The sequence below is a fragment of the Sphingopyxis panaciterrulae genome, from assembly GCF_014199295.1.
Lineage (GTDB): Bacteria > Pseudomonadota > Alphaproteobacteria > Sphingomonadales > Sphingomonadaceae > Sphingopyxis > Sphingopyxis panaciterrulae.
The window spans coordinates 171550-188166 of the sequence record NZ_JACIJH010000007.1 but is presented as its reverse complement, the minus strand read 5'-3'; the positions used below and the strand labels follow the sequence as shown (position 1 = coordinate 188166).

The 16617-nt window shown below is 67.3% G+C and carries 19 protein-coding genes; 14 read left to right on the top strand and 5 right to left on the bottom strand.

Annotated features, from left to right (window positions below):
* Positions 1-3: 3 nt before the first annotated feature.
* From FHR21_RS12250 to FHR21_RS12240, 3 genes are all read left to right on the top strand, one after another.
* Positions 4-1644, top strand: a complete 1641-nt coding sequence (locus FHR21_RS12250; protein WP_184098665.1) for an amidohydrolase — start codon at positions 4-6, stop codon at positions 1642-1644.
* Positions 1644-2873, top strand: coding sequence for an NAD(P)/FAD-dependent oxidoreductase (locus FHR21_RS12245; protein ID WP_184098663.1), 1230 nt, complete (start codon positions 1644-1646; stop codon positions 2871-2873). Before FHR21_RS12250 ends, FHR21_RS12245 begins: the two co-directional genes overlap by 1 nt.
* A 115-nt stretch (positions 2874-2988) precedes the next feature.
* Complete coding sequence (locus tag FHR21_RS12240; protein ID WP_184098661.1) at positions 2989-4137, top strand: alpha-hydroxy acid oxidase; 1149 nt, start codon at positions 2989-2991, stop codon at positions 4135-4137.
* Between the two features lie 203 nt (positions 4138-4340).
* Here FHR21_RS12240 and FHR21_RS12235 read toward each other — a convergent pair whose 3' ends face one another.
* On the bottom strand, positions 4341-5069 hold the full coding sequence (locus FHR21_RS12235; RefSeq protein WP_184098659.1) for a TorF family putative porin: 729 nt from the start codon (positions 5067-5069) through the stop codon (positions 4341-4343).
* A gap of 220 nt (positions 5070-5289) precedes the next feature.
* A complete protein-coding gene (locus FHR21_RS12230; protein ID WP_184098657.1) occupies positions 5290-6036 on the bottom strand; it encodes a TorF family putative porin in 747 nt (248 codons plus the stop codon).
* A gap of 112 nt (positions 6037-6148) precedes the next feature.
* On the opposite strand from FHR21_RS12230, the gene ispG reads away from it, so the two are divergent.
* From ispG to FHR21_RS12215, 3 genes are all read left to right on the top strand, one after another.
* A complete protein-coding gene (gene ispG / locus FHR21_RS12225; RefSeq protein ID WP_184098655.1) occupies positions 6149-7300 on the top strand; it encodes a flavodoxin-dependent (E)-4-hydroxy-3-methylbut-2-enyl-diphosphate synthase in 1152 nt (383 codons plus the stop codon).
* Between the two features lie 66 nt (positions 7301-7366).
* Positions 7367-7783, top strand: a complete 417-nt coding sequence (locus FHR21_RS12220) for a DUF4345 family protein (protein ID WP_221235148.1) — start codon at positions 7367-7369, stop codon at positions 7781-7783.
* Between the two features lie 31 nt (positions 7784-7814).
* Positions 7815-8294, top strand: coding sequence for a GNAT family N-acetyltransferase (locus FHR21_RS12215; RefSeq protein ID WP_184098653.1), 480 nt, complete (start codon positions 7815-7817; stop codon positions 8292-8294).
* A gap of 3 nt (positions 8295-8297) precedes the next feature.
* Here FHR21_RS12215 and FHR21_RS12210 read toward each other — a convergent pair whose 3' ends face one another.
* Entirely contained in the window at positions 8298-9059 is a 762-nt protein-coding gene (locus FHR21_RS12210; RefSeq protein WP_184098651.1) for a sulfite exporter TauE/SafE family protein, read from the bottom strand.
* A complete protein-coding gene (gene thrS / locus FHR21_RS12205) occupies positions 9056-11059 on the bottom strand; it encodes a threonine--tRNA ligase (protein WP_184098649.1) in 2004 nt (667 codons plus the stop codon). The genes FHR21_RS12210 and thrS overlap by 4 nt, the downstream gene beginning before the upstream one ends.
* Positions 11060-11364: 305 nt before the next feature.
* Here thrS and FHR21_RS12200 point away from each other — a divergent pair, with 305 nt between their 5' ends.
* The 6 genes from FHR21_RS12200 to clpS all read left to right on the top strand — a co-directional run bounded on the left by FHR21_RS12200 (position 11365) and on the right by clpS (position 14546).
* Positions 11365-11799, top strand: coding sequence for a MerC family mercury resistance protein (locus tag FHR21_RS12200; protein ID WP_184098647.1), 435 nt, complete (start codon positions 11365-11367; stop codon positions 11797-11799).
* Positions 11800-11808: 9 nt separating this feature from the next.
* On the top strand, positions 11809-12186 hold the full coding sequence (locus FHR21_RS12195) for a VOC family protein (RefSeq protein WP_184098645.1): 378 nt from the start codon (positions 11809-11811) through the stop codon (positions 12184-12186).
* A 175-nt stretch (positions 12187-12361) separates the two neighbouring features.
* Complete coding sequence (locus tag FHR21_RS12190) at positions 12362-12955, top strand: hypothetical protein (RefSeq protein WP_184098643.1); 594 nt, start codon at positions 12362-12364, stop codon at positions 12953-12955.
* Positions 12952-13143 carry a helix-turn-helix transcriptional regulator gene (locus FHR21_RS12185; protein ID WP_184098641.1) on the top strand — a complete coding sequence of 64 codons (192 nt, stop codon included), beginning with the start codon at positions 12952-12954 and terminating at the stop codon, positions 13141-13143. The genes FHR21_RS12190 and FHR21_RS12185 overlap by 4 nt, the downstream gene beginning before the upstream one ends.
* A 4-nt stretch (positions 13144-13147) precedes the next feature.
* Positions 13148-14101, top strand: a complete 954-nt coding sequence (locus FHR21_RS12180) for an alpha/beta fold hydrolase (RefSeq protein WP_184098639.1) — start codon at positions 13148-13150, stop codon at positions 14099-14101.
* Positions 14102-14219: 118 nt separating this feature from the next.
* A complete protein-coding gene (clpS, locus tag FHR21_RS12175) occupies positions 14220-14546 on the top strand; it encodes an ATP-dependent Clp protease adapter ClpS (RefSeq protein ID WP_184098717.1) in 327 nt (108 codons plus the stop codon).
* Here the strand turns inward: clpS and FHR21_RS12170 are convergent, their stop codons facing one another.
* Positions 14547-15038, bottom strand: coding sequence for a winged helix-turn-helix transcriptional regulator (locus tag FHR21_RS12170; protein WP_184098637.1), 492 nt, complete (start codon positions 15036-15038; stop codon positions 14547-14549).
* A gap of 197 nt (positions 15039-15235) precedes the next feature.
* Here FHR21_RS12170 and FHR21_RS12165 point away from each other — a divergent pair, with 197 nt between their 5' ends.
* Together FHR21_RS12165 and FHR21_RS12160 are read left to right on the top strand one after the other, a co-directional pair.
* Complete coding sequence (locus FHR21_RS12165) at positions 15236-15967, top strand: SDR family oxidoreductase (RefSeq protein WP_184098635.1); 732 nt, start codon at positions 15236-15238, stop codon at positions 15965-15967.
* Positions 15961-16590, top strand: a complete 630-nt coding sequence (locus FHR21_RS12160) for a 2-hydroxychromene-2-carboxylate isomerase (protein ID WP_184098633.1) — start codon at positions 15961-15963, stop codon at positions 16588-16590. The genes FHR21_RS12165 and FHR21_RS12160 overlap by 7 nt, the downstream gene beginning before the upstream one ends.
* The last annotated feature ends 27 nt before the right edge of the window (positions 16591-16617 follow it).

The window sequence follows — 16617 nt, the reverse complement described above, 5'->3', positions numbered from 1 at the left end:
GGTTTGGTCGTTGCCGCCCTCGCCCTGCTGTTCGTGGCGCCGGCGCACGCCGATACGCTGATCGACAATGTCAACGGCATCACGCTCGACAAGGACGGCAAGCTCGTCCGCTTCACCGGGCTGGTCATCGATACCGAGGGCAAGGTCAAGGCGCTGCTCGACCGCAAGGACAAGCGGCCCGAGCGTCCCGATTTCAAGCAGGACGCCAAGGGCAAAACGCTGATCCCCGGGCTGATCGACGCGCACGGCCATGTCATGGGGCTCGGCTTTTCGCTGATGACACTCGACCTCAGCGACACGACCTCGCTCGCCGAAGCGCAGGCCGCGATCAAAAAATATGCCGCCGACAATCCCGAGACGCCGTGGATCATCGGGCGCGGCTGGAACCAGGAAAAATGGGGACTCGGCCGCTTTCCGACCGCCGCCGATATCGACTCGGTGGTCGCCGACCGTCCGGTGTGGCTCGAGCGCGTCGACGGCCATGCCGGCTGGGCGAACAGCGCCGCGATGCGCACCGCACGCGTGACCGCCGAAACCAAGGCGCCCGAGGGCGGGCGGATCGAGACGGCGAACGGCCAGCCGAGCGGCGTCTTCGTCGATGCCGCAGCCAACCTCATTGCAGCGGCGGTGCCCAAACCGCTGGCGCGCGACCGCGACCGCGCCTTCCTGCTCGCGCAGCAGAAACTGCTGGAACAGGGGATCACGACGATCGCCGATATGGGCACGACGATCGAGGACTGGCAGAGCTTTCGCCGCGCCGGTGACAAACATGCGCTGGCGATCCGCATCATCAGCTATGGCCACGACATCGACAATATGGCGCTGATCGGCGGGCCGGGGCCGACGCCCTGGCTGTATGGCGACAAGCTGCGCATGGTCGGGGTGAAGCTCTATCTCGACGGCGCGCTCGGCTCGCGCGGGGCGTGGCTGAAGGCACCCTATGCCGACGCGCCGGGGCAGAAAGGCTTGCCGCTGCTGACCCCCGCGCAGCTTCGCAACAAGATGGTGCGCGCGTCGATGGACAAGTTCCAGGTCGCGGTCCACGCGATCGGCGACGCCGCCAATGCCGAGGCGCTCGACGCGATCGCTGACCTCAACGCCGACCTGCCTGGCGAGCGGCGCTGGCGCATCGAACATGCGCAGATCGTCGATCCCGCCGACATTCCGCGCTTCATGCAACTCGGCGTCATCGCCTCGATGCAGCCGATCCACCAGCCATCGGACCGGCTGATGGCCGAGGCGCGGCTGGGGCCGGAGCGGCTGGCAGGCGCCTATGCGTGGCGCAGCATGGAGAAGGCGGGCGTCCGCCTGGCCTTCGGGTCCGACGTGCCGGTCGAGAGCGCGAATCCCTTTCCCGGCATCGCCGCCGCCATCTCGCGCACCGATGCCGCGGGCCAGCCCTTCGGCGGCTGGCACCCCGAGGAGGCGGTGAGCCGCGAGACCGCGCTCGATGGTTTCACCCGCAGCGCCGCCTATGCCGGCTTCGCCGAGGATCGCATCGGCACGCTGATGCCCGGGATGCGCGCCGATTTCCTGATCCTGGGCGCCGACCCTCTGCTCGCGAGCCCCAGCGAGATCCGCCAGATGACTCCGCTCGAAACCTGGGTCGGCGGCTATCGCTATTACAAGAAAAAGGGCGACTGATGAATCGGCGGCGCCTGCTCGCCGCGCTGGCCGCCACCCCGGCGGCACTCGCGCTCGGGGCGGCGGCGAAGAAGGAGCCGAAGCGCAGGGAGCCGCCCGAACCACGGCGCTCGCGCCGGCGCAAGGGCGCGAGGCCGCCCGAGAAACAGGTCGACGTTGCGGTCGTGGGCGCGGGCGCGCTCGGCGCCTGGACCGCGTGGCATCTGGTGCGCCGCGGCCTCAGCGTCCGGCTGTTCGACGCCTATGGCGCGGGGAACGGGCGCGCGGCGTCCAACCTGCCGTCGATGATGCTCGACCCGGTGCAGGGCGGCGACGCGCTCTACGCTGGGCTGGTCGAAGAGAGCCGAGAGGCGTGGCAGCGGCTGTCGGACAGCGCCAGCCTGCCGATCCTCACGCCCTGTGAGGCGGTAACTGCGCTCGCCGCGATCGAGGCGCGCAGCGCCGAACGGCTGACCGGCGAGCAGCTCCGCCCGCGCTACACGCAGATCGCGTGGCGTCCCGAGGCGGCGGCGCTGGTCGCCGAAAAGGGCGGCGCGATGCTCGCCGGGCGGCGCGGGGTGCTGGAAGCCATCCTCGACGCGCAGATCGCGCCCGAGGATGTCGTGATGCCCGCGCCGCTGCGCGACAAGCGGCGCGACCTCTACATGCTTCCCGACGGTGGCACCGCGCGCAGCCTGGTCTATGCGAGCGGCGCGTGGCTGACCGAGCTGTTCCCGCAGATATTGACCCCGCAGCGGCTGTCGGCGGTGCGGCACCAGATCTTCCACTTCGGCCCCGGGCAGGGCGACACCCAGTTCCGCCCGCCCGCGATGCCGGCACTGGTCGACCGTGCCTATGGCTTCAACCTGCTGCCCGACATCGAGGGGGTCGGGGTGCGGGTGTGGAAAAGCGTGCCCGACGCGAGCGTCGATCCCGACAGCTTCGACCGCCGCGCCGATGAGCGCGCGCTGGCCGAGGTCCGGCAATGGCTGGCCGGCCGCCTGCCGCGGCTCGCCGAGGCGCCGGTGGTCGCGAGCGCCGCGGCGCACGACTGCCGCACCGCGACCGGCGACCTGCTGCTCGACCGCCTGCCCAAGCATCCGCGCGTCTGGCTGGTCGGTGGCGCCGCCGGGCGCGCCTTCGCCCTCGCCCCGGCGATCGGCGCGCGGGTCGCGGCGCATGTCGAGGATGCGGCGCGCGCGGTCGAGCCGCGCTGGGCGCTGGGGCGGCTGGTGGACGGGGCGGCGTGACGATGGTCTATTCCACCTTTTCACCGTTCGCATCGAGCGAAGTCGAGATGCCCATCGGTCTGGCGCTATCACGATGGGTGTCTCGACTTCGCTCGACACGAACGGGATTAGAGGAATGAAACTCACCGACTGCCACAATATCGACGATTTCCGCGCGCTGGCGAAGCGGCGGCTGCCGTGGCCGGTGTTCGACTATATCGACGGCGCCGCCGACGACGAGGTCACGCGGCGACGCAACCGCGACGCCTTCGACAGTTGCGACCTGATCCCGCGCGTCTTGGCCGGAATGGAAAGCGTCGACATGCGCACGACGCTGTTCGGGCGCGAGGTGGCGATGCCGCTGTTCCTGTCGCCCACCGCGCTCCAGCGATTGTTCCACTGGCAGGGCGAGCGCGCGGTGCTGCGCGCGGCGGCGAAGGCCGGAACCGTCGCCGGCATCTCCAGCCTCGCGACGGTCAGTCTCGCCGAGGCGGGGGCGCTGACCGATGCGCCCAAGCTGTTCCAGCTCTATGTCCATCACGACGAGGGGCTGAACCGCGCGATGCTCGACGCGGCGCGCGACGCGAAATTCGATGCGGTCGCGCTGACCGTCGACACGATCGTCGGCGGCAATCGCGAGCGTTGCCTGCGATCGGGTTTCACCTCGCCGCCGCGCTTCACGCCGCGCAACATGCTGAGCTATGCGATCAAGCCCGGCTGGGGGCTCAACTATGTGCTGCGCGAAAAGTTCAGCCTGCCCAATCTGGCGACCCATGTGTCGGAGGGGTCGAGCGTGCCGAAGTCGGTCGCCGATTATTTCACGACGATGCTCGATCAAAGCCTCGACTGGAAACGCGCCGAGGCGATCCGCAAGCAATGGGACGGCCCCTTCTGCCTGAAAGGGATCGTCGCGGTCGAGGATGCGAAGCGCGCCGCCGATATCGGCGCCACCGCGATCATGGTGTCGAACCATGGTGGGCGCCAGCTCGACGGCAGCCTGTCGCCCTTCGACGCGCTGGCCGACATCGTCGACGCGGTCGGCGACAGAGTGGAGGTCATCTGCGACGGCGGCATCACCCGCGGCACCCATGTGCTGAAAGCGCTGTCGGTCGGCGTCAAGGCCTGTTCGGGTGGGCGCCTCTATCTCTACGCGCTCGCCGCAGCAGGCGAAGCGGGGGTCGATCGCGCGGTCCGCCTGCTGCGCGCCGAGATCGAACGCGGGATGAAGCTGATGGGCGCGAAGAGCCTCGCCGATCTGGGGCGCGACAATCTGCGCTGGCGATAATTCCCTCTATCTCGTCACCCTGAACTGGTTTCAGGGTCCATGGCCTGCACTCGAATGATGCGCAGCGCTGGCCGAGAGAACAGGCCATGGATGCTGAAACAAGTTCAGCATGACGCAGCAGGATAGAGCAGGGTTTCACCCGAGACCAGCCAATCGCCAACAGGAAGGGGGCGGCCTCCCTCCAAGGCCGCCCCGGTCCTCCGTCAGAATGCGGCGCCGAGCGTGAAGAGCACCGCGCCGTCGGCGCCGACGCTTTCCTTGTAGCCGCCGAATTTGGGCGCATCGGTGTTGACGTAGGAAACACCGAGGGTCAGCATCTTCCAGCTCGCCTCGACGCCCACCGAATAATCGACGACGTCACCGTCGGCGCCGCCGAGGAAGCTGCCGCTCTTCGCGAAGCCGACATGGCCCTTCAGTGTGAAGGGCGTGTTGGGAACGGCGATGCCGGCATCGGTGTAGAGATAGACCCCGCTGGCGTCGCCCAGGGAGTCCTGTCCGCCCGGCGCCCAGGCGATGCCGGTCTTGACCGACGCCGGGCCGAGGTCGCCCGACACCGCGAAATAGGGTTCGATCACCGAGCTGTTGGCCGTGCCCGGATAGAGGTAGAGCGTCGCACCGACGTCGGCCGTCAGGCCGGGAGCGATTTCCCTGGCATAGCCGCCGAAGACGTCGATCTCCGTCCCATTGGCGAAGCCGATGCTCGAACCCCAGGTGCCGAGATAGAGGCCGCTGTCGTGGCTGACGGTGATGCCGCCCTGGATCGCGGCTTCCTCGTTCGACTGGCTGAAACCGCGAAAGCGATAGTCGCTGACGACGGTGGCGCTGCCCGAAACGGTGATGCCGTCGCTGTCTTCGTTCTGGGCATGGGCCGCCGTGGGAAGCGCCGCGGCGGCGAGAAGCATGCCGAGGCACGCGCGGGAAAGAGTCTTCATGATGGACAGATCCTTGCTGGATGTGGATCGTCCCTGCCTGCTGCCTGACGGCCGGCCTCTGTCGCGGACCAGTCCTTTCAGACGGTCTTTCTTTTGGCGAAACTGCTGCGGCGCACAATCAGAAAATCGCGTTTCTGCCTAAAAAATGGGCCATGTTGCAAAATTGCAACAATTTCATTATGAAATATTCATCTCAAGAGACTGATTATTTCGCGCTCTATCAGAAAGACAGGCCGATGCTGAAGACGAGTGTCGGGTCATAGAGCCGGTCCAGCGCCTTCACCCCCGTCTTGCGGATATCGGTATCGACATAGCGCGCCGAGAGCGTCACCGGGCCGTTCACGACGCTCGCGCCCAGCGACCAGTCGAGATAGTTGCGGTCCCCCGCGAGCGCGCCGAGCGCACCGTCGGTGTAGCCGAGGTTCGCCGACAGCGTCACCGGCGTGTTCGGAATGCCCGAGGAAAGCCCAAGGTTCAGATAAAGATTGTCGTCGCGGCCGAGCGCCTTCTGGTCGGGCGCGTAGGCGAGCGTCGCGGTCGCCGACAGCGGCCCCAGGTCGTGCGACAGCCGCCCCGACAGCTCGACATAATCGCTCGCCCCCGCCCCGTCGCGATGGCCGGGATAGACATAATAGGTAGCGCCGACGTCGAGCGATGTGCCGGGCGCGACCTCGGTCGCATAGCCGGCGAACAGGTCGAGCTCATACTGGCCATAGCGCGGCGTATCGGGCAGGCCCGATCCCCACACGCCCGCATAGAGGCCGCTGTCGTGATCGACGCTGATCGTCGACTGAACCTCGACCTTGCCGTCTGAGCGCGACAGGCCGCGAAAGCGATAGTCGGAGACGACACTGACCCCGCCCGACACCGTCAGCGGCCCGCTGGGGATGGCCTGCGCCTGCGCGGCCGCGGGCAGGACGGACAGGGCGAGCAGCGCGCCGAAACACGCCTTGGCCGGGATCGTCATCGGAGAGTCTCCATCTTGAAATAGCAGGAGCAGCGTCCGCCATCCGCTTGCCCTTTGCCAAGCGGCGGCCGGACGTCTAAAGAGCGGCTTTCTCCACCATTTGGCACGCATCATGAGCGATCACAATCCCGGCCTGCGCCCCTGGCGCGACATTGCGCGGCGCGAATCCCGCCAGATCATGGTGGGCAGCGTCCCCGTCGGCGGCGGCGCGCCGATCACGGTGCAGACGATGACCAACACGCCGACCAGCGACGCGGTGGCGACGATCGACCAGATTCGCCGCTGCGAGGAGGCGGGCGCCGACCTGATCCGCGTGTCCTGCCCCGACACCGACTCGACCGCGGCGCTGGGTCAGATCGTGCGCGCGGCGCGCATTCCGATCGTCGCCGACATCCATTTCCACTACAAGCGCGCCCTCGAAGCTGCCGACGCCAGCGCCGCCTGCCTGCGCATCAACCCCGGCAACATCGGATCGTCGGAGCGCGTCGGCGAGGTCGTGCGCGCGGCGAAGGCGAACGGCTGCGCGATCCGCATCGGGGTCAACGCGGGGTCGCTCGAGAAGCATCTGCTCGAAAAATATGGCGAGCCCTGCCCCGAGGCGCTGGTCGAAAGCGCGCTCGACCATATCAAGCTGCTGCAGGATCATGATTTCCACGAATATAAGGTCGCGGTGAAGGCGAGCGACGTCTTCCTCGCGGTCGCCTCCTACATGCAGCTCGCCGAGGCGGTCGACTGCCCGCTGCACCTGGGGATCACCGAGGCGGGGGGGCTGATCGGCGGCACGGTCAAGTCGGCGCTCGGCATCGGCAATCTGCTGTGGGCCGGGATCGGCGACACGATCCGCGTCAGCCTGTCGGCCGAGCCCGAGGAAGAGGTGCGCGTCGGCTACGAGATATTGAAATCGCTCGGCCTCAGGACCCGCGGCGTCCGCGTCGTGTCGTGCCCGAGCTGCGCGCGGCAGGGTTTCGACGTCATCCGCACCGTGCAGCGGCTCGAGGATGCGCTCCAGCATATCAAGACCCCGATGTCGCTCTCGGTCCTCGGCTGCGTCGTCAACGGCCCCGGCGAGGCGCGCGAAACCGACATCGGCATCACCGGCGGCGGCAACGGCAAGCATATGGTCTATCTGTCGGGCGTCACCGACCACCATGTCGAGGACGCCGACATGATCGCGCACATCGTCGCGCTGGTCGAGGCCAAGGCGGCCGAGATCGAGGCGGGGAGCGCGGTGAGCATGGACAGGCTGCACGGCAAGGCGGCGTAAGGCCATTCACAACATTGTCAGCACGGCGTAGCATCCTCTCCTTTCATGGCTGGAGGAGCCTGCGCCATGCCCGCGAGATTCGCCACCCTCGACCGCCTCGCCCAGTTCCTGCTGCTGATAGCCGCGGTCACCTGCATCGCCAATGGGGCCTTCATGCTGGCGAAGCCGCTCGACTGGTATGTCTTCGTGCCGACCGTCGTCACGACCGGGCCGCCCAACGCGCATTTCATCCGCGACATCGGGCTTGCCTATCTGGGATCGGGGCTGATCCTGCTCTATGCCGCCGCGAACCCGATCCGTCACTGGCGCGCCGCAGTCGTCGGCGGGCTGTGGCTGACCCTGCACGGCCTGCTCCACATCTATGAGGTCGCGGCGGGCATTTGCGGCCCCGCGACCTTCTGGGCCGATGCGCCCGCGGTGATCGGCCAGCCGGCGCTCGTCATCGCCGCACTCGCGATCTTGTTCGCGCGAAAGCGGATTTGACAGCCGCACCTCCCATCGACACAGGGCGTCCATGACGCTCTCCATCCGCTCCGCCGCCCCCGCCGACCTGCCGCTGATCGCGCAGTTCATCCGCGACCTCGCCGATTATGAAAAGCTCGCGCACGCAGTCCGCTTCGACGAAGCCACGCTCGGCGACAAGCTGTTCGGGCCGCGCCCCTATGCCGAGGTGATCATCGGCGAGATCGATGGGATGCCGCAGGGTTTCGCGCTGTTCTTCCACAATTTCTCGACCTTCGAGGGCAAGCCCGGCCTCTATCTGGAGGATCTGTTCGTCCGCCCCGAGGCGCGCGGGTCGGGGCTCGGCAAGGCGCTGCTCGCCCATCTCGCGAAGCTGTGCGCGGCACGCGACTGCGCGCGGCTCGAATGGTCGGTGCTCGACTGGAACGCGCCGTCGATCGGATTCTACAAGGGACTCGGCGCACGCATGATGGACGAATGGACGGTGATGCGCGTCGACGGCGCCGCGCTGGCGCACCTCGCTGGCGGCTGACGTTCAGTTCAGCAGTCGCACCACCGCCGAGATCGCCGCGACGCCCAGCACGACCGCGACCATCGCCTGCCACACATGCGGCGGCACGCGGCCGAAATGGCGGCCGCCGAAGCGGTTGCCGAGCCACATCGGCGCGAAGAGCAGCAACGCGAGCAGCGCGAGCCGCTTCGTCGCGATGCCGACCCACAGCGCCGCGGCCGTCCCGGCGATCGCGGTCAGGAAGAAGATCAGCAGCATCGAGGCGCGCGCGACGCGGGGCTCGAGCCGGCGGCGCAGATAGAAGGGCACGACCGGCGGCCCCGGCATCGCCGCGAAACCGGTCAACAGGCCCGATGCGACTCCGGTGCCGATCACCGCGCCGCGGCCCGGCCGATGCCCTTCCGGCTGCTTGGGCAGCAGCACCGCGACGAAGGCGCCCACCGCGACCGCAGTAATGAGCAGCCGCGCGACGTCGGGCCGCGTCACGCCCAGCACCGCCATGCCGATCGGCGTCGTCGCCATCGCGATCAGCCCGATGGGCAGTGCCGTCGCGCGGTCGGCGTCGGCGTGGATCAGCCCGAGCCCCACCGGCCCGATCAGCAGTTGCAGCAGGATGCCGAGCACCACCGCCTGCGCGGGCGGAATGATCAGCCCGAGCAGCGGCACGAGGATGATCGCCATGCCGAAGCCGGTCAGCCCGCGCACATAAGCGGCGCCGAATGTCATCGCCGCCGCGCCCGCCAGCGTCAGCGGCGCGAAGCCGAGGATCGGGTGCAGGGCGGTCAAGCCGCCCGCAGGTCCGGCGGCGTCGCCTCGGCTGTCAGCATCGCGATCGCCTCGGCAAGCGGCATGATGCGCTGGCCGTCCTGGCCGAGGGTGCGGACCGCGACCGTGCCTTCCTCCGCCTCGCGCTTGCCGACGACGAGCAGGTAGGGGACCTTGGCGAGGCTGTGCTCGCGCACCTTATAGTTGATCTTCTCGTTGCGCAGGTCGCTCTCTACCCGAATGCCGGCCGCCTGAAGCTGCGCCGCGGCGTCGATCGCATAATCGTCGGCGTCGGACACGATCGTCGCGACCACCGCCTGCACCGGCGCGAGCCAGGTCGGAAAGCGGCCGGCATAATGTTCGATCAGGATGCCGATGAAGCGTTCGTAGCTGCCGAAGATCGCGCGGTGCAGCATGATCGGGCGGTGGCGCTCGCCGTCCTCGGCAATATAGCTCGCGTCGAGGCGCTCGGGCAGGACGCGGTCCGACTGGATCGTGCCGACCTGCCACGTCCGCCCGATCGCGTCGGTCAGATGCCATTCGAGCTTGGGCGCATAGAAGGCGCCTTCGCCCGACAACTCCTCCCAGCCATAATCGTCGGTCGCCAGCCCCGCGCGGACGACCGCGTCGCGCAGTTCGGCCTCGGCCATGTCCCACACCGCATCGCTGCCGAAGCGCTGGTCGGGGCGCAGCGCCAGCTTGATCGCGTAGGAAAAGCCGAAATCCTTGTAGATGCGGTCGGCGAGCGCGCAGAAATCCTGCACCTCGTCGATGATCTGATCCTCGCGGCAGAAGATGTGCGCGTCGTCCTGCGTGAACTGGCGCACGCGCATCAGGCCGTGGAGGGCGCCGTGGGGTTCATTGCGATGACAGCAGCCATTCTCGTAGATGCGCAGCGGCAGGTCGCGGTACGACTTGATCCCCTGACGGAAGATCAGGACGTGCGCGGGGCAGTTCATCGGCTTGAGCGCCATCCATTCGGCGGCGTCGGAGACGAGCGGGCCTTCGTCCTCGGTGTTCGGAATCTCGTCGGGGATGACGAACATATTCTCGCGATATTTGCCCCAGTGACCCGACTGCTCCCACTGGCGCGCGTCCATCACCTGCGGGGTCTTGACCTCCTTGTAGCCCGCGCCGTCGATCGCGCGGCGCATATAGGCTTCGAGCTCGCGCCAGACGATATAGCCGTGCGGGTGCCAGAAGACGCTGCCGTGCGCCTCTTCCTGCAGGTGGAACAGGTCCATCTCGCGCCCGAGCCTGCGATGGTCGCGCTTCGCAGCCTCCTCCAGTTTGTGGAGATGCGCGTCGAGCTGCTTCTTGTTGAGCCAGCCGGTGCCGTAGATGCGCGTGAGCTGTGCGTTCTTCTGGTCGCCGCGCCAATAGGCGCCCGCGACGCGCATCAGCTTGAACGCCTGGGGATCGACCTTGCCCGTGCTCGCGAGGTGCGGGCCGCGGCACATGTCGAGCCAGTCGTCACCCGACCAATAGACGGTGAGGTCCTCGCCCTCGGGCAGTTCCTTCGCCCATTCGGCCTTGAAGACCTCGCCGTCCTTTTCCCATTTGGCGATCAGCGCGTCGCGGCTCCACACCTCGCGGCGGAGCGGCTTGTCGGCGCGGATGATCTCGCGCATCTTCTCCTCGATCGCGGGCAGGTCGTCCATCGAGAAGGGATCGCGGCTCTCGGGCGCCTTCACGTCATAATAGAAACCGTCCTCGGTCGCGGGACCGAAGGTGATCTGCGTTCCCGGCCACAGCGCCTGCACCGCTTCGGCGAGGATATGCGCATAGTCGTGGCGGACGAGTTCGAGCGCGTCGGCCTCGTCACGGCTGGTGATGAGCGCGAGGTTCGTGTCGGCGTCGAGCGGGCGCAGGATGTCGCGCACCTCGCCGTCGACCTTCGCGGCGAGCGCCGCCTTGGCGAGGCCGGGACCGATATCCGCCGCAATCTGCGCCGGGGTAGTGCCGCGCGCGACTTCTCGGGCAGAGCCATCGGGAAGGGTGACGCGGATCATCTCGGACATCGGGAAACAGGCCTTTCAGGTAGAGCGGCGCACCTTGAAATCGACGTCACCGCCAAACCGTTCGTGCTGAGCTTGTCGAAGCACCGTCCTTCCTTTCGACCTTGAAAGAAAGAACGGCCCTTCGACAAGCTCAGGGCGAACGGTTTAGGATTAACACCCGTCGTTCCAGGATCGCCGCTCGTGAAACTGCGCTCCTTTGCCAGTATGCGCGGGGAGCGGCAAGGGGCGGATTCGCAATCACCGCTTGCAATGATACAATGTATCATTATCTGGGCGCGCAGCCCTCTTTGCGAAAGCCCTCTCCCATGTGCCTCCCCTCTTCCCGCGCGCGGCTGTTCGACGTGATGGGCGTCGGCCTGTCCTTCGCCTGCCTGATCCATTGCCTTGTGCTGCCGCTGGTTCTGCTGCTCGCCCCGGCACTCAGCGCGTGGCTGGCGCTGCCCGATGCGTTTCACGCGGCGATCCTGCTGCTCGCGGCGCCCGCGGCGTTCGCCGCCATGTCGGGCGGCTGGCGGCGGCACCGGCGCGCGGGGCCAGCGCTGCTCGCGGCGGGCGGACTGTGCCTCCTCGTGCTCGGCCTCGCCGGCCATGAGGGCTGGCTCGGCGCGTTAGACCCCGAAGCCGCCGACCGCTGGTTCACCTCGGCCGGCGCGATCGCCCTCGCGGCGGCGCATCTCGCCAACTGGCGGCTGCGGCACGGTGCAAAAAACCCGATTGGCGAGGCGGAAACGCACGGTTAAACTCGGGCCATGTCCGACGCGCCCCGCCACAGCATCGCGGCGATCCTGCCCTGCCGCGACCTCGACGCGAGCACAGCCTTCTATGAACGGCTGGGGCTCAAGGTCGTGAGCGATCACGGCAGCTATCGTCTGCTCGACGACGGCGCGGGCTGGCAGCTTCACCTGACCAATGAATCGCCGCAGGAGTGGCTGGTGCCGGGGCAGAATCCGTTCGGCCTCTATCTCTACACCGAAAAGGTCGCCGAGATAGCCAAAGCGGTCCGCGACGCGATCATCGGTCCGGTCAAGGGGCCGACTCACAAGCCGTGGGGCATGTACGAATTCGCGGTTTCGGACCCCGGCGACACGCTGGTGCGGGTCGGCTGGCCGAGTCGCCTGATCGGATAGATTTCCCCGGATTTCCGCGCACTTGCGAGCGCTTATCGACAAGCAAGCCAATCAATTTGTCAATGTTGCTTGACTTTATGACCTGATGGTGTCAATGTCCCTTGACTGATTAACAAGGGAGCTTGACCAATGACTGCCATTCATCCCTCCTTGCCGCGTCCGCGGAGCGCCTGAGATGGCGGACGACAACGCGCCCGTCGCCAATCACGCACCGCTGCTCTGGGCGCTGGCGTTCGTCGTCGCGATGTTCGGGACGGGGTTCGGCGCGCGGTTCGCCGGACTCGACGGCATCTGGACGATGATCGTCATGCTGCCGCCGATGCTGTTGCTGATCCCGCTGATCCGCTCGACCGAGCGCAGCGGCAACCTCGCCGGCTGCACCTCGCCCGCGCTCAAACGCTACAACCGCCGCGGGCTGATCTGGTCCTTCTCCTATGTCGCGGCGCTGTTCTTTGCCGTTTCGGTCAACGACTGGCTGAAACCCGAAGGGCCGCTGCTGTGGCTGATCGCGGTACTGCCGGCGCTGCCGATCATCTATTTCGTCTGGGCGCTCTATCGCTATCTGGTCGAGGAGACCGACGAATATCTGAAGCTGCGCTATGCCATCAATGCGCTGTTCGGCCTCGGCTTCCTGCTGATCGTGGGGACCGTGTGGGGCTTTCTGGAAAGCTTCAAGGTCGTGCCGCACGTCGAAAGCTGGATGGTCGTGCCGGTCTGGGCGATCGGGCTCGGCGTCGCGCAAATCTGGCAGCGGATGCGCGGCGCATGAAGAACCGCCTCAAGGTCCTGCGCGCCGAGCGCGACTGGAGCCAGGGCGATCTCGCCGAGCGGCTCGAAGTGTCGCGCCAGTCGGTCAACGCGATCGAGACGGGGAAATACGACCCGTCGCTCCCCCTCGCCTTCCGCATCGCCGACCTGTTCGAGCTGCGGATCGAAGATATTTTCCTGAAGGATTGATGCGATGAAGAAGAAGATTTCGCTTGGCGCCGCCGTCGCGATCGCCATTGGGGTCGCCACCGCGCTGGTCGTGGCCGCCGATGCGCGGGCGGCCGAGCCCGACGCCGCCTGCGCCGCCCCGCTGATCGAGGGCAAGCGCGTCACGATAAAAGTCGAAGGCAAAGGCCCCGACGTGGTGCTGATCCCTGGCCTGTCGTCGCCGCGCGCGGTGTGGGACGCGACCGCCGAACGGCTGAAGGGCCGCTATCGCCTGCATCTGGTGCAGGTGCGCGGCTTCGGCGACGACGACGCGGGGATCAACGCCGAGGGGCCGGTGCTCGAACCGATGATGCAGGAGGTCGCCGACTATATCGACGATTGCATCACCGACGCGGGTCGCCCCGCCCCCGCGGTCGTCGGCCATTCGCTCGGCGGGCTGACCGGGCTGATGATCGCGGCGCGCGCGCCGCAGGAGGTCGGCAGGCTGATGGTCGTCGACGCCGTGCCCTTCATCGGCACCATCTTCGCCCCCGGCGCGACGGCCGAGATGATGAAGCCGCAGGCCGAGGCGATGGCCGCCGCGATGCGCGCGCAATATGGCAAGCCGAAGCCGGCGGGTCCGGTCGCCGATCCCGGCGCGGCAAGCATGGCCGGCGCCATGTCGAACACGCCCGCGGGCCGCACCGCGATCGCGGGCTGGATGCGCGAGTCCGACCCGCGGGTCAGCGCGCAGCTTTTCTACGACGACATGACCACCGACCTGCGCGGCGAACTGGGGCAGATCACGGCACCGGTGACCCTGCTCTATGCGCAGGACGACAGCGCGATGCCGGCCGAAGCCGCCAAGGCGGCGTTCGAGCCGCAATATGCGGACGTCGCGACCTTCAAGGCGCAAATGGTACCGGGCAGCCGCCACTTCATCATGCTCGATCAGCCCGAGGCGTTCGCCAAGGCGCTCGATGCGTTTCTGGCCGAGTGAACAGACGTACCCTTGACGAGAGGCGGGATTAACCATCCCGCCCTCTTGCGATTCCGTTGCCGCGTGCGATATTCCGGGGATGATGATTTCCGTTCCGCCTTCCGACCCGATCCGCGCCATGGCGGACAAGGATGAGGACACGCCCGGCACCCCCGGCGTCGGCATCGCGACGCGCACGCGCGCGAAGCCCAAGAAGCCGTCGATGTACAAGGTGCTGTTGCTCAACGACGATTACACCCCGATGGAATTCGTCGTGATGGTGCTGCAACGCTTCTTCAACATGGACATCGAGCAGGCGACGCAGGTGATGCTCCACGTCCACCAGCAGGGCGTCGGCGTGTGCGGCGTGTTCAGCTACGAGGTCGCGGAGACCAAGGTGAACCAGGTGATGGACGCCGCACGGCAGAACCAGCACCCGCTGCAATGCACGCTGGAAAAAGCCTGATCAGCCCGCCTTCGCCGCCTGCTCGGCCCTGAGCGCCGGCGACGGTTCTCCCTTCAGCGCGCCATAGCGCAGCACCTCGCCGCAGCCGGGGCAGACGGTCGCGGTGCCGACGTCGGCGCCACAGGTGCGGTGAATATAGCGCATCGCCGGGCCACCGCCGGTCTCGCCCTCGCGATAGGCCCAGCGTTCGGCCCAACCCCGCATCGCGTAGAGGACGTCGAACAGATCCCTGCCCTTCGCGGTCAACCGATACTCGTAACGCGGCGGCCTCTCCCGATAGGCCTGGCGCTCGACCACGCCCTCGGCCACCAGCCGCTTGAGCCGCGCCGAGATAAGCTGCGGGCCAAGGCCGCTACTCGCCGCGATCGCCTCGAAGCGTCCCCGCCCGAAGAACAGCTCGCGCAGGATCAGCAGCACCGCGCGGTCGCCGAGCAGTTCGGCGGCGCGGCCGACGGGGCAGAAAGTATCCGACAGATCCGCGCGTCTCGGCATGAGCGACCTTCGCTCCCCGTCATTGCGAGCGCAGCGAGGCCATCCGGGGCGGCTTGTCACGCCCCGGATGGCCTCGCTGCGCTCGCAATGACGAACCCTTTTCCATGAGCGTCGAATTAGCCTCCATCACCGGGAAAAGAAATATCTTGTAACTATGATTATCATATCTACTATGCATCGCCAACAGGAGAGTCGCGATGCCCAACCCCGCAGCCATCATCATCGGCGCCGGCGACGCCACGGGCGGCGCCATCGCGCGCGCTTTCGCAGCGGAAGGGCTGACCGCCTGCGTCACCCGGCGCGAACGGCACGCCGACGCGCTGGAGGCGCTCGCAGCGACGATCCGCGATGCGGGACACCAGGCGCGCGCCTTTCCCGCCGATGCCCGCGACGAAGCGGCGATGATCGCACTGTTCGACCAGGTCGAGGCAGAGGTCGGCCCGGTCGAGGTCGCGGTGTTCAACATCGGCGCGAACGTCAATTTCCCGATCGGCGAGACGAGCGTGCGCGTCTACACCAAGGTCTGGGAAATGGCGTGCCTCGCCGGTTTCCTGATGGGGCGCGAGGCGGCGAAGCGCATGGCCCCACGCGGGCGCGGCACGATAATCTTCACCGGCGCGACGGCGAGCCTGCGCGGCGGATCGGGCTTCGCGGCCTTTTCGGGGGCCAAGGCGGCGCTTCGGATGCTCGCCCAGTCGATGGCGCGCGAACTGGGGCCGCAGGGCATTCACGTCGCGCATGTCGTCATCGACGGCGCGATCGACACCGAGTTCATCAAGGGCCGCCATCCCGATTTCGACCGCGCGAAGGCGGAGGAGCTGATCCTGAACCCCGACGCCATCGCCGCCAATTATGTGATGCTCCACCGCCAGCCGAAAAGCGCCTGGACGCACGAACTCGACCTGCGGCCATGGGGAGAGAAATGGTGATCCAAACCCCTCGAAAAACCCTCGAACTCATCTTCGATTTCGGCAGCCCCAACGCCTATCTGACGCTCAAGGTGCTGCCCGAGCTGCTCGACCGCACCGGCGCCGACCTGGTCGTCACGCCTTGCCTGCTCGGCGGCATCTTCAAGGCGACGGGCAACAGGGCGCCGATGCTGCAATATGCCGACATCCCCGCCAAGCTCGCCTATGAAAATCTTGAGATGCGGCGCTTCATCGACAGGCACGGCCTGACCCGATTCAGGCTCAACCCGCATTTCCCGGTCAACACATTGCTCGTCATGCGCGGCGCCATCGTCGCCGAGGACGAGGGGAATCTCGACGATTATATCGACGCGGTGAACCGCGCGATGTGGGAGGAGGGGCTGGAAATGGACGATGTGGAGGTGGCCGCGGCCTTCCTCTCGGCAAACGGCTTCGACGGCCCCGCGCTGCTCGCGCGGACGCAGGAGCCCGAAATCAAGGCGAAGCTCGCCGCCAATACCGAAGCCGCGGTCGCGCGCGGCGCCTTCGGCATTCCGACCCTCTTCGTCGGAAGCGAGATGTTCTTCGGCAAGGACCGCCTCGATCAGGTCGAGGCGGCGCTGAGCGAGAGCAGGGCGCGCTAAATCGGCACCGTCTCGCTTCCGTTCGGG